This is a genomic window from Janthinobacterium sp. J1-1, assembly GCF_030944405.1.
In the GTDB taxonomy this organism is placed as follows: Bacteria; Pseudomonadota; Gammaproteobacteria; order Burkholderiales; family Burkholderiaceae_D; genus Janthinobacterium.
The window spans coordinates 76,917-89,061 of sequence record NZ_CP132339.1 but is presented as its reverse complement, the minus strand read 5'-3'; the positions used below and the strand labels follow the sequence as shown (position 1 = coordinate 89,061).

12 protein-coding genes are annotated in these 12,145 nt (G+C 61.9%); 10 read left to right on the top strand and 2 right to left on the bottom strand.

All coding sequences use genetic code 11. The features are described 5' to 3' along the window. Position 1: 1 nt before the first annotated feature. Positions 2–340: an addiction module antidote protein gene (locus tag Q8L25_RS00385; protein ID WP_308923040.1), complete on the bottom strand. Its 339-nt coding sequence runs from the start codon at positions 338–340 to the stop codon at positions 2–4. Continuing rightward, positions 337–729 (bottom strand): type II toxin-antitoxin system RelE/ParE family toxin, encoded by a 393-nt coding sequence (locus Q8L25_RS00380; RefSeq protein ID WP_308923039.1) that lies wholly within the window; start codon positions 727–729, stop codon positions 337–339. The genes Q8L25_RS00385 and Q8L25_RS00380 overlap by 4 nt, the downstream gene beginning before the upstream one ends. Before the next feature lie 156 nt (positions 730–885). On the opposite strand from Q8L25_RS00380, the gene Q8L25_RS00375 reads away from it, so the two are divergent. From Q8L25_RS00375 to Q8L25_RS00330, 10 genes are all read left to right on the top strand, one after another. Continuing rightward, entirely contained in the window at positions 886–1,101 is a 216-nt protein-coding gene (locus Q8L25_RS00375; RefSeq protein WP_308925831.1) for a SlyX family protein, read from the top strand. Positions 1,102–1,231: 130 nt separating this feature from the next. Then, complete coding sequence (locus tag Q8L25_RS00370) at positions 1,232–3,382, top strand: M3 family metallopeptidase (RefSeq protein ID WP_308923038.1); 2,151 nt, start codon at positions 1,232–1,234, stop codon at positions 3,380–3,382. Positions 3,383–3,563: 181 nt separating this feature from the next. Next, a complete protein-coding gene (locus Q8L25_RS00365) occupies positions 3,564–5,717 on the top strand; it encodes a M3 family metallopeptidase (protein WP_308923037.1) in 2,154 nt (717 codons plus the stop codon). Positions 5,718–5,830: 113 nt separating this feature from the next. After that, complete coding sequence (locus Q8L25_RS00360) at positions 5,831–6,043, top strand: VF530 family protein (RefSeq protein WP_308923036.1); 213 nt, start codon at positions 5,831–5,833, stop codon at positions 6,041–6,043. Between the two features lie 11 nt (positions 6,044–6,054). Continuing rightward, positions 6,055–6,339 carry a DUF4404 family protein gene (locus tag Q8L25_RS00355; protein ID WP_308923035.1) on the top strand — a complete coding sequence of 95 codons (285 nt, stop codon included), beginning with the start codon at positions 6,055–6,057 and terminating at the stop codon, positions 6,337–6,339. Positions 6,340–6,563: 224 nt separating this feature from the next. Continuing rightward, positions 6,564–8,819, top strand: coding sequence for a YgiQ family radical SAM protein (locus Q8L25_RS00350; protein ID WP_308923034.1), 2,256 nt, complete (start codon positions 6,564–6,566; stop codon positions 8,817–8,819). Between the two features lie 74 nt (positions 8,820–8,893). After that, entirely contained in the window at positions 8,894–9,088 is a 195-nt protein-coding gene (locus tag Q8L25_RS00345) for a hypothetical protein (RefSeq protein WP_308923033.1), read from the top strand. A 4-nt stretch (positions 9,089–9,092) separates the two neighbouring features. Then, positions 9,093–9,401: a type II toxin-antitoxin system RelE/ParE family toxin gene (locus tag Q8L25_RS00340; RefSeq protein ID WP_308923032.1), complete on the top strand. Its 309-nt coding sequence runs from the start codon at positions 9,093–9,095 to the stop codon at positions 9,399–9,401. Positions 9,402–9,548: 147 nt separating this feature from the next. After that, positions 9,549–10,508, top strand: a complete 960-nt coding sequence (locus tag Q8L25_RS00335) for a sugar ABC transporter substrate-binding protein (protein WP_308923031.1) — start codon at positions 9,549–9,551, stop codon at positions 10,506–10,508. A gap of 74 nt (positions 10,509–10,582) precedes the next feature. Further along, entirely contained in the window at positions 10,583–12,136 is a 1,554-nt protein-coding gene (locus tag Q8L25_RS00330) for a sugar ABC transporter ATP-binding protein (protein ID WP_308923030.1), read from the top strand. The last annotated feature ends 9 nt before the right edge of the window (positions 12,137–12,145 follow it).

The window sequence follows — 12,145 nt, the reverse complement described above, 5'->3', positions numbered from 1 at the left end:
TTCAGCCGGCGTCCTGTGCTGCCTTGGGCACGATGGCAAACTGCATGCCGAGCGCATCGAGCATTTTCAGGATGGTCTCGAAGCGCGGCTTGCTGCCTTCCCGTAACGCTTTATACGCGCCTTCGCGCGTGATGTCGGCTTTGGCGGCCACCTTGCCCATGCCATGCGCGCGCACCACGTCGTTCATGGCTGACTGGAACAGCTCGGCGTTGCCGGTGGCGACGATTTCGCTCATGTAGGCGGCCACCGCTTCGGGGCTGGTCAGGTGCTGCGCGGGATCGAAGCGGGTCAGGCCCAGCGCGTCGAGATCGTTGAGATCAAAGTCGTAATCATGGTTCATTTTTTTCTTCCTTGGCTGGCGTTAAAGGCGGCCTGCTTCTGTTTCCTGATCGCCGCCTGCGTGGCTTTCAATTCGGCGAGGATCTTTTTTGCCTTGCCGATATCGTGTTGTTGGCTGGACTTGTCGCCACCGAGCAGCAGCAGGATCAGGCAGCCCAGATTGGTTTCGTGAAAATACACGCGCCATCCGGGGCCCGTTTGCAAGAAGCGCAGTTCGCACACGCCGTCTCCCACCGAGCGCCAGTCGCCCTTTTTGCCGTGTTGCAGGTTCTTGATGCGCGCGTCGATGGCGGCGGCCGCAACATCATGCAGCTTGCCTTCCCAGCGGCGATACTCGGCCGTCTTGAAGGTCTCGATCAAACACGGTTCAATATCAGCTGACGTATCCATTGTAATCGCTTGTTCTCACTCGTCAAGGGGTTTGTCGCATGACCAGCATAGTCAACAATATCGTCCTTGATGGCCGAGATGGCAGCCGGCTTGCGGTGGATCGCCTTGCCGGGAGAGTAAAATGCGCGTTTGATGCCAGGAATCACCGTGAGCACTATGGACAATGAACAGATGGAAAATCGTTTCGTCGATATCGAAATCAAGCTGGCGCAGCAGGAAGACCTGGTCGAGTCGCTGAACCAGATGGTGTACCAGCAGGGGCGCCGCATCGACCAGCTCGAAGCGATGCTGCACAAGCTGGGCGAGCATGTGCGCGACGGCGCGCAGCAGGCCAATGGCGGGCAGGTCAACGAGCGCCCGCCACACTACTGATCGCTACTGATCATTACTGCGGTGTGTGATACCTGCGGTTGTTGCGGGTGACGCAAGTATGTCCGGCTGTTATTATTTCAGGCTGGTCCGCGACACAATCGCGGTTCTCTTGCGTTCTTTGAAAGATGTCATGACCCGTCCAACACTGCTCGTCATCGCCGCCAGCCTGATGCTGGCGCCAGCCGCTTTTGCCGCGACCAAGGCGCCAGCCGCCGCTACCATCGCGGTCGCCCTGCCTGCCAGCAATCCGTTTGCGCAAGCCAGCACCCTGCCTTTCCATTACCCCGCTTTCGACAAGGTGCAGGACGCCGATTACGCGCCCGCCTTTACGGCCGGCATGGCAGCGCACCTGGCGGAGATCAATGCAATCGCCAACAATCCGAAAGCGGCCACCTTCGACAACACCATCGTGGCCATGGAACGCGCGGGCCAGCTGCTGGGCCGTGTGCGCACCGTGTTTTCGGTGATGTCGGGCTCGAACACCAACGAGACGATCCAGGGACTGGAACGCGAGCTGGCGCCAAAAATGGCGGCTCATAGCGACGCGATCATGCTCAATGGCAAGCTGTATCAGCGCATCAGCGCCTTGTACGCCAAGCGCGACAAGCTGGGTCTCGATGCCGAATCGACACGCTTGCTGGAGCGCTACAATACGGACTTCGTGCGCGCCGGCGCCAAGCTGTCGGCTGCCGACAAGGACAAGCTGAAGACCTACAACGGCCAGCTGGCAGCCCTGTCGACCACCTTTGCACAGAACGTGCTGAAGGAATTGAACGCTTCGGCGGTCGTCGTCGATACGCGTGAAGAACTCGATGGCCTGCCGCCGGCCGCGATCGAAGTGGCCGCCGGCCTTGCCAAGAAACGTGGCCTGGACGGCAAGTATGTGATCGCGCTGGTCAACACCACTGGCCAGGCGCCGCTGTCGCAGCTGACCAACCGCGCGCTGCGCGAACGCATCATGGCCGCCTCGCAGGCGCGCGGCAGCCATGGCGGCGAGTTCGACAACCGGCAAGTGGTGCTGGACCTGGCCAAGCTGCGCGCCGAGCGTGCCGCGCTGATGGGCTACCCGAACTACGCGGCCTATTCGCTGGAAGACCAGACCGCCAAGACCACCACCGCCGTCAACGCGCTGCTGGGCGAACTGGCGAAACCGGCCGTCGTCAACGCGCGCCGCGAAGCGGACGATATCCAGAAGGTGATCGATGCCGGCAAAGGCGGTTTCAAGGTCGCCGCCAGCGACTGGGCCTATTACAGCGACAAGGTGCGCGCCGAACGCTACAACTTCGACCAGAACCAATTGAAGCCGTATTTCGAGATGAACAGCGTGCTGACCAAGGGCGTGTTCTTTGCCGCCGGCAAGCTGTACGGCCTCTCCTTCAAGCAGCGTACCGACCTGCCGGTGTACAACGCCGACATGCTGGTGTTCGACGTGTTCAATGAAGACGGCAAGCAACTGGCCATCTTCACGCTCGACCCTTATGCGCGCAGCAACAAGCGCGGCGGCGCCTGGGCCAATGCCTATGTCAGCCAGTCGGCCCTGCTGGGCAACCAGCCGGTGATCGCCAACAACCTGAACATTCCGAAGCCGGAAGCGGGCCAGCCGACCCTGATGACGTTCGACGAAGTGACCACCATGTTCCACGAATTCGGCCATGCGCTGCACGGCATGTTCTCGAACGTGAAATACCCGCGTTTCTCGGGCACCAGCGTGCCGCGCGACTTCGTCGAATACCCGTCGCAGGTCAATGAAATGTGGGCGCTGTGGCCGGAAGTGCTGCAGAACTACGCAAAGCACTACCAGACGGGCGTGGCGATTCCCGCCGAACTGCTGGCGAAAGTGACGGCGGCCGACAATTTCAACCAGGGCTATAAAACCACCGAGTACCTGGCCTCGGCCCTGCTCGACCAGCGCTGGCACCAGCTGACCCCGGCCCAGATCCCGACCGACGTGCTGGCGTTTGAAAAAGCCGCCCTGACGGACGCCGGCATCGATTTTGCGCCGGCGCCGCCACGCTACCGCACCACGTATTTCTCGCACGCGTTTGCGGGCGGCTATTCGGCCGGCTACTACGCCTACCTGTGGTCGGAAAAGCTCGACGCCGACACGGTCGAATGGTTCAAGGAAAACGGCGGCCTGACGCGCAAGAACGGCGACTGGTTCCGCGCCAAGCTGCTGTCGCGCGGCGGCAGCGCCGATGCGCTGCAACTGTTCCGCGACTTCCGCGGCCGCGATGCGAAAATCGAGCCGCTGCTGGAACGCCGCGGCCTGACGGGCAAATAAGCTCGCTAAGCTAAAAATGGCCGCCATGGACTGGCGGCCATTTTTTATTTGGGGTATCAAAACCGGCGCCGTGGTAAACCGCGCATTCGGCCCGCGCCGCCACGCTGGCGGATCGCCCTGCTATCATTTGCCACTGGTCCGCGACATGGTCGCGGTTCTTCCCTGCACTTTGAAAGATGTCATGATCCGTCCACAACTGCTCGTCATCGCCGCCAGCGTCATGCTGGCCCACGCCGCTCCGCAAGCCATGGCCGCCGCTGCCACGAAAGCCGCGCCCGCTGCCGCCGTTAGCGCGCAAAATCCGCTGCTCAAGGCCAGCCCGCTGCCGTTCCAGATGCCGCAGTTCGGCCTGATCAAGGACGCGCATTACGCGCCGGCGTTTGCCGAAGGCATGAAGCGCCAGCTGGCCGAAGTCAATGCGATCGCCAATAACCGCCAGGCGCCGACGTTTGAAAACACCATCGTGGCGCTCGAGCGTACGGGCCAGCTGCTGCACCGCGTGCAGAGCATTTTCAGCAACATGACCTCGACCAATACCAACGCGGTGCTCGAAGCGGTGGAGGTGGATGTGTCGCCGAAGCTGGCCGCCCACGCGGACGCCATCAGCCTCAATCCGAAACTGTTTACCCGCATCGACACCCTGTACGCCAAGCGCGACCAGCTGGGCCTGGACGCCGAATCGCTGCGCCTGCTGGACCGCTACCACACCGATTTCGTGCGCGCCGGCGCCAAGCTGTCCGACGCCGACAAGGACAAGCTGAAAGCCTTCAATGCCGAGCAGGCAGGCCTGGAAACGGCCTTCGCGCAGAACGTGCTGAAGGAAACCAACGCCAAGGGCCTGGTGGTGAACACGCGCGAGGAACTGGCCGGCATGACCGACAGCGATATCGACACGGCCGCCGCCGCCGCCAAGGAGCGCGGTCTGGACGGCAAGTTCGTCATCGCCCTGGTCAACACCAGCGGCCAGCCGGCGCTGGCCGTACTCACCAACCGCGCCACGCGCCAGCGCCTGATGGATGCGTCGCTGAACCGCGGCAGCCAGGGCGGCGAATTCGACAACCGCGCCATCGTGCTGAAGCTGGCCAAGCTGCGCGCCGAACGCGCCACCCTGCTGGGCTACCCGAACTACGCGGCGTATTCGCTGGAAGACCAGACGGCGAAAACCACCACCGCCGTCAACACCCTGCTGTCGGAACTGGCCAAACCGGCCGTGGCCAATGCGCGCCGCGAAGCGGCCGACCTGCAGGGTTTGGTCGACGCGGAGAAAGGCGGTTTTACCGTGGCGGCCGCCGACTGGGCCATCTATACCGACAAGCTGCGTAATCAACGTTTCAATTTCGACGAGAACCAGCTGAAGCCCTACCTGGAACTCAATAGCGTGCTGAACAACGGCGTGTTTTTTGCCGCCAACAAGTTGTACGGCATCAGCTTCAAGGAACGTAAAGACTTGCCGGTGTATAACCCGGACGTGCGCGTGTATGACGTGATCGACGCCAACGGCAAGCAGCTGGCGCTGTTTATCGCCGACTTCTATGCGCGCGGCAACAAGCATGGCGGCGCCTGGATGAATGAATATGTGTCGCAATCAAGCCTGATGGGCACCCATCCGGTGGTGGCGAACCAGCTCAATATTCCGAAGCCGCCGGCCGGCCAGCCGACCCTGCTGACGTTCGACGAAGTGACCACCATGTTCCACGAATTCGGCCATGCGCTGCACGGCATGTTCTCGAACGTGAAGTATCCGCGTTTCTCGGGCACCAGCGTGCCGAGCGACTTTGTCGAATACCCGTCGCAGGTCAACGAGATGTGGGCCGTCTGGCCGGAAGTGCTGCAGAACTATGCGAAGCACTACCAGAGCGGCGCGGCCATGCCGCAGGAATTGCTCGACAAAGTCATGGCGGCCAAGAAATTCAACCAGGGTTTCATGACCACCGAATACCTGTCGGCGGCCCTGCTCGACCAGCGCTGGCACCAGCTGGCGCCGAACCAGATCCCGACCGATGTGCTGGCATTCGAAGCGGCGTCGCTGAAGGACGCCGGCGTTGACTACGCGCCGGTGCCGCCACGCTACCGCACCAGCTATTTCTCGCACAGTTTCTCGGGCGGCTATTCGGCGGCCTACTACGCCTACCTGTGGTCGGAAAAACTCGATGCCGAGTCGGTCAACTGGTTCAAGGAAAACGGCGGCCTCACGCGCAAGAACGGCGACTGGTTCCGTACCAAGCTGCTGTCGCGCGGCGGCAGCGTCGACGCGTTGCAGCTGTTCCGCGACTTCCGCGGCCGCGACGCCACTGTCGAGCCGCTGCTGGAACGCCGTGGTTTGAAAACGCAGTAAGAATCTGCCTGCGCTTGCATCGTTCTTGAGCGGACGACGCAAGCGTAACGTGCGGGCGGCGTAGAATTGAGTAAGATAGTGATAGATACAAAACGTGTAGTCGAGAGAGAACAATGAGTCAGCAAGATTTGAATGGCGTCACCCTGGAAGCGATCGTGACGCGATTGCAAGCCCATTACGGCTGGGATGGTTTGGGCAAGCGTATCGATATCAATTGCTTTATCAGCGAGCCGAGCATCAAGTCGAGCCTGAAGTTTTTACGCAAGACCCCGTGGGCCAGGAGCAAGGTGGAACAGCTGTACCTGGACACGCAATTTACCGACTGACAGGAAAAAATATGGAAACCAAACTCAAGGAATCGTTACACCAGCTGCGGTCCAACCTGGAGTCCAGCGGCCCCGTCGATGAAGAGTTGCAAGGTTTGCTGCAAAAGCTCGATGGCGACATTCACCTGCTGCTGGAAAAGCGCGCCGCGCTGGAAGCGCAGGAAGAGCCGGAATCGACCACCTACGGCCTGGCCGAGCGCAGCCAGGAACTGTCGGCCAAGTTTGCCGTCAAGCATCCGAAGCTGGAGCCGGCGCTGCGCGAGCTGGGCGAGATTCTGGCCAATATGGGGATTTAAGCAAGTTCCTTGAATGCATGGCGTGCTTGCCGCAAAGCTCGGCGCCATGCTTACAAGTGATTGAAATATAAACGTTTTTTGCACCAAAATCCAACAGTGGAAATCAAGCTGTCAGGTTTGAAATGGCCAATTCCGGTACAATCCGGCCAATGAGCTCCCCTACCAATTTATTTGCGACCGTTCCCAAGCGGTCTGCCCGCGCTGCCGTAGCGCCTTTCCTGCCGATGTCGCGCGCCGAGATGGACGCGCTGGGCTGGGACCAGTGCGACGTCATTCTCGTTACCGGCGACGCCTATATCGACCATCCGAGTTTCGGCATGGCCCTGGTCGGCCGCCTGCTCGAAGCGCAAGGCTATCGTGTCGGCATCATCAGCCAGCCCGACTGGCTGTCGGCCGACGCCTTCCGCATTCTCGGCAAGCCGCGCCTGTACTACGGCGTTACCGCCGGCAATATGGATTCCATGGTCAACCAGTACACGGCCGACCGCAAGATCCGCTCCGACGACGCGTATACCGCCAACGCCGAACCGAACAAACGCCCGGACCGCGCCGTCACCGTCTACGCCCAGCGCGCGCGCGAAGCGTACCCGGACGTGCCGGTGGTGATCGGCAGCATCGAAGCGTCCCTGCGCCGCATCGCCCATTACGATTACTGGTCGGACAAGGTCCGCCGTTCCGTGCTGCCCGATTCCAAGGCCGATCTCTTGATTTTCGGCAATGCCGAACGCGCGCTGGTCGACCTGACGCACCGCCTGGCCGCCGGCGAAGCGATCAAGGATATCCGCGACCTGCGCGGCACCGCCTTCATGGTACCGGCCGGCTGGCTGCCGGGGGACGACTGGGGCGTGCACAATTCCACCCGCGTCGATGTGCCGGGCAAGATCGATCCGCACTACAGTCCGTATGAAATGGTGCAGGAAGACAAGACCGCCTGCGCCACCGAAAATGCCTCGAAGTCGGCCGAAGTGATCAAGCCGATCCGCATCATGAGCCGCGAAGAGCGGCTGGCGATGGCCAAGGAAAAGCACGACAAGACCGTGGTGCGCCTGCCCGCGTATGACGTGGTCAAGGACGACCCGGTGATGTATGCGCACGCTTCGCGCGTGTTCCACCTGGAATCGAACCCGGGCAATGCGCGCGCCATGGTGCAGGCGCATGGCGAACGCGACGTGTGGCTCAATCCGCCGCCGCTGCCGCTGGCCATGGACGAGATGGACGGCGTGTACGACATGAACTACGCGCGCGCGCCGCATCCGAGCTATGGCAAGGCGCATATCCCGGCCTGGGAAATGATACGTTTTTCCGTCAACATCATGCGCGGCTGTTTTGGCGGCTGCACCTTCTGCTCGATCACCGAGCATGAAGGCCGGATTATCCAGAGCCGTTCGGAACCGTCGATTTTGCGCGAAATCGAGCATATCCGCGATAAAACCAAAGGCTTTACGGGCACCATTTCCGATATGGGCGGCCCGACCGCGAATATGTACCGCCTGGCCTGCAAGGAAAAAGAGATCGAAGTGTCGTGCCGCCGCCTGTCGTGCGTGTACCCGTCGATCTGCGTCAACCTGGGCACCGACCACAGCAAGTTGATTTCCCTGTACCGCAAGGCACGCGCGATTCCCGGCATCAAAAAGGTCCTGATCAGCTCGGGCCTGCGCTACGACCTGGCCGTGCGCTCGCCCGAATACGTGAAGGAACTGGTCACGCACCACGTCGGCGGCCTGCTGAAGATCGCGCCCGAGCACACGGAAGAGGGGACTTTGTCGAAAATGATGAAGCCCGGCATCGGTGCCTACGATGAATTCAAGGAAATGTTTGACCGTTTCTCGCTGGAAGCGGGCAAGAAGCAGTACCTGATTCCGTATTTCATTGCCGCCCACCCGGGTACCACCGACCTCGACATGCTGAACCTGGCGCTGTGGCTGAAGAAAAACAATTTCAAGCTCGACCAGGTGCAGACCTTCATGCCGACGCCGATGGCGATGGCCACTACCATGTACCACACGCGCAAGAATCCTTTGCGCAAGGTGACCGCCGACTCGGAAACGGTTGAAACGGCGCGCAGCGGCAAGATCCGCCGCACCCATAAAGCGTTCCTGCGCTACCAGGACCCGGCCAACTGGCCGATCCTGCGCGAAGCGCTGGTCAACATGGGCCGTGGCGACCTGATCGGCAATGGCGACAAGCACCTGATCCCGGCCTGGACCTCGTCCGAGTCGGGTGGCCTGGCCGCAGGCGAACGCAGCCGCCAGACGCACGGCGCCGGCACGCCCGACAAGTTCAAGGTCACGCCGGGCAAGAACCGCATCGCCTTGGGTGGCACGGCAGCGGCGCCGAAAGCGTCGGCGGCCGAATCAAAAGTGCGTCCATCGATTCTGTCGACCATCAAGACCAAGGCCAAACCTGCCGTTGCCGCACCGGTCAGCCGCGGCAAGGCGCCGGCCAAGGGCGGCGCGCCGGCACGGGGCGGTCGCAGATAAGCGCTTGTTGCAGCAACCCGGCTTGATGCGGGGTTGCTGTCAACGGCAAAAGCGAACAGGCATATAATTCAGCCATGACTACCGTAACCACACCTGTGGCGCCAAAATTCCTGATGCCACGTGACGCCGATGCAGTTGGCCCGCAAAACGAGGCGGAACGCCGGCTGTACGACCTCGTCATGGAAGGCATCGACAGCGGCCCTTCGCCAACAACGGGTATCGCCGAGTTGACCAGCGAACTGCGCGCACGGATCCGCGCCAAGCGATAAGGCCGTGGAATTCAAGCTCGCGCCCGTCGCCAAAAGTGACGTGCTGGAAATTACCGATTACTACGCCGAGATTTCCACCGAGTTAGCGGAGCGCTTCGTCTCCGAACTGGAAACCACGCTGCATGGCCTGTGCCTTCAGCCCGGTGTCGGATCGCGGCGCTATGCCCATTTCCTTGCTGACCAGTCGCTGCGTGTCTGGCAGCTCGACCGCTTCCCCTTTTTGCTGTTCTATCGCATCAATGGCACTTGGATCGAGGTGTTGCGCGTCCTGCACGAACGACGCGACCTTTCCGCGAATATGATTAGTCATTAAAACAATTTGCTGCACCGCACACACAGAATCGCTTGCACTGAGATAGGGCATTGAGGCACACTTCGCTTCGCGCAAACGTTTGCGCAAAGCGTTTTACAAAAAAGCATTGCTCAGACGTGCTTGCCCAACCATACCCTGGAGACTGCCATGACATCCCGTATTCGCCTCAAAATGATTGCCGCCGCCGCCCTCGTGTGCGCCCTGCCTGCCCTGCCAGCGATGGCGCAGACGGCGGCCAAACCGAAGGTCGCGCTGGTGATGAAGTCGCTCGCCAACGAATTTTTCCTGACCATGGAAAACGGCGCCAAGGCGCACCAGAAGGCCAATGCCGCCAAGTACGACCTGCTGTCGAACGGCATCAAGGATGAAACCGATACCTCGAGCCAGATCAAGCTGGTCGAGCAGATGATCGTCTCGCGCGTGAACGCGCTGGTGATCGCCCCGGCCGACTCGAAAGCGCTGGTGCCGGTGCTGAAGAAAGCCGTCGACGCGGGCATTATCGTGGTCAATATCGACAACAAGCTCGATGACGCCGCACTGAAGGAAAAAGGCATTTCGATCCCGTTCGTCGGTCCGGACAACCGCAAAGGCGCCAAGATCGTCGGCGACTTCCTGGCCAAGCAGATCAAGAAGGGTGACCAGGTCGGCATCATCGAAGGCGTATCGACCACCTACAACGCGCAGCAGCGCACCCTGGGCTTCCAGGACGCCATGGCTACCGCCGGCGCCAAGGTCGTCAGCGTACAGTCGGGCCAGTGGGAAATCGCGCCGGCCAATACGGTCGCCGCCGCCATGCTGAACGCCAATCCGAACATCAAGGCTTTGCTGGCCGGTAACGACAACATGGCTATCGGCGCCATCTCCGCCATCAAGGCCGCCGGCAAGACCGGTAAAGTGCTGGTGGTGGGCTACGACAATATCAACGCGATCAAGCCGATGCTGGCCGATGGCCGCGTGCTGGCTACCGCCGACCAGTTCGGTTCGCAGCAAGCCGTGTTCGGTATCGAAGCCGTGCTGAAAGCGCTGGCCGAGAAGAAAAAGCAAGCCCAGCTGGGCGGCACCATCGAAACCAAGGTGGAACTGGTCGCCAAGGGCGCCAAGTCCTGATCGTTTGATCCTGCCGGGGCCGCAGCTGTCGCATGACAGCGGCGGCCCCGTTTGTCCTTTTACGCGGAGCCTCCATGCCTACCGACACTCTTGCGGCGCACGCTGCCGCCACTCCTTTGCTCACGCTCGATAATATCGGCAAGTCCTATGTCGGCCCCGTGCTGGGCGGCGTGGCCCTGCGTTTCATTCCCGGCCAGGTGCTGGCGCTGACGGGCGAAAACGGCGCGGGCAAGAGCACGCTGTCGAAGATCGTCTGCGGCCTGGAGCAAGCCACCACGGGCACCATGCTGCTCGACGGCAAACCGTATCAGCCTGCTTCGCGCGGCGCCGCCGAAGCGCTGGGCATCCGCATGGTGATGCAGGAACTCAATCTGATTCCGACCCTGTCGATCGCCGAAAACCTGTACCTGAAGAACTTGCCGCAGCGTTTCGGCTGGATCGACCGTGGCCGCCTCGAGCGCGACGCGCGCGAGCAGATGGAAAAAGTCGGCCTGGGCGCGCTCGACCCGTGGACCCTGGTGGGCGAGCTGGGCATCGGCCACCAGCAGATGATCGAGATCGCGCGCAACCTGATCGGCTCCTGCCGTTTGCTGGTGCTCGATGAACCGACCGCCATGCTGACGCACCGCGAAGTCGAACTGCTGTTCCTGCAAATTGAACGCCTGAAAGCCGAAGGCGTGGCCATCATCTATATTTCGCACCGCCTGGAAGAACTCAAGCGCGTGGCCGACCGCATCGCCGTGCTGCGCGACGGCCAGCTGGTGTGCGACGACGATATCGCCGGCCATACGGCCGCCGACCTGGTGGGCCTGATGGTGGGCCGCTCGGCCGACGACGAAATCGACCTCAGTGGCCGTACCATCGGCGCACCCTTGCTGCGCGTGCGCGGCCTGGCGCGTGGCGACGCCGTGCACCCGACCTCGTTCGACCTGCGCGCCGGCGAGATCCTCGGTATCGCCGGCCTGATCGGTTCGGGCCGCACGGAGTTGCTGCGCCTGATCTTTGGCGCCGACCGCGCCGATGCCGGCCAGGTCTTCCTCGGCGACAGCGAAACACCGGCCGTGCTCGGTTCTCCGCAGGCGGCCGTCAAAGCCGGCATCGCCATGATCACGGAAGACCGCAAGGGCCAGGGCCTGCTGCTGCGCCAGTCGATCGCCATCAACACCACGCTCGCTTCGCTCGATACCGTCAACCGCGCCGGCTGGATGGACCATGCGGCGGAAGCCGCTGTCGCCAATGACTATATCGGCCAGCTCGGCGTGCGTTCGCGCAACTGCGAGCAGGCCGTCGGCGAGCTGTCGGGCGGCAACCAGCAAAAGGTGGTGATCGCGCGCTGGCTGTACCGCGACTGCCCCGTGATGCTGTTCGACGAGCCGACGCGCGGCATCGATATCGGCGCCAAGTTCGACATCTATCAAGTGCTGGCCGAACAGGCACGCCAGGGCAAGGGCCTGGTCATCGTCTCGAGCGACCTGCGCGAACTGATGCTGATCTGCGACCGCATCGCCGTGATGAGCGCCGGCAAGATTGTCGACACCTTCGAGCGCGGCGCCTGGAGCCAGGACGCGCTGCTGTCGGCCGCCTTCTCCGGCTATATGAACACTCCTTCCACCCCCGCCGCGGCTTGACCCCGCCGG